Consider the following 908-nt stretch of genomic DNA (forward strand, 5'->3'; position numbering starts at 1 on the left):
TGCTGCCATTTCTTCTGTTGATGCACTTTGTTCTTCTGCACTTGCTGTTAACCCTTCTATCCTCTGATTTATGCTTTCTACTCTTTCTAATATGTTTTGGAATTTCTTTTCTATTTCTTTTGCATTTTCATCTACTTCTTTTATTACGTCTGCTGTTTCGTCTGTAGCTTTGCTTGCTTCTTTCGCTCCTTCTTTTATTTCTGTTAATATCGTTGCTATTTCTTCTGTTGCTCTTTTACTTTCTTCTGCTAATTTCCTTATTTCATCTGCTACTACTGCAAAACCTTTTCCTGCTTCTCCTGCCCTCGCTGCTTCTATTGCTGCATTTAATGCTAATAAATTTGTTTGTTCGGTTATTGTTGTTATTGTATCTACTATTTCTCCTATGTTTGCCGCTTTTTCAGATAATACTTCTACTGTTTTTTCTGTTTCTTTTGATTTTTCTACTGCTTTTTCTATTATTTTTGTTATTTCTTTTATCGATTTTTCTCCATCTTCTGTTATTTCTGTTGTTTCATTTATTTCTTGCGATATTTCTACTGATGTTTCTGATACATTTTGTGCCGCTATTGACACTTCATTTACTCCTGATGTTAATTCTTCTGTTGTTGCTGCTGCGTTTTCTGCATTTTCTTCTATCCTTTTTGATTTCTCTAATGCTTCTTCATTTGAACTCATTGTTTTTTCAGATATTTCCGTTAATGTTTCTGATGATTCTTCTATCTTTTTCCCTGCTTCTAGTAACCATTTTATTGTTTCTGTTAGTTTTTTTGCCATGTTCTGTAATGATTTCGCTATTATCGCTGTTTCATCTCTTCCTTTTGCTTCAAATTTTACTGTGAAATCTCCTGTTGCAAATTTATCTACTTTTTGACTTAGTTCTATTAATGGTTTCGATATTTTTTTTG

Annotated in this window: 1 protein-coding gene; it reads right to left on the reverse strand. The window is 32.2% G+C overall.

Features of this window, described 5'->3' with window-relative positions; genetic code table 11:
- A partial coding sequence (locus tag ACYQ44_RS10365) for a methyl-accepting chemotaxis protein (protein ID WP_459997207.1) occupies positions 1-908 on the reverse strand: 908 nt, incomplete at both ends.

Source organism: Marinitoga arctica (genome assembly GCF_054657315.1).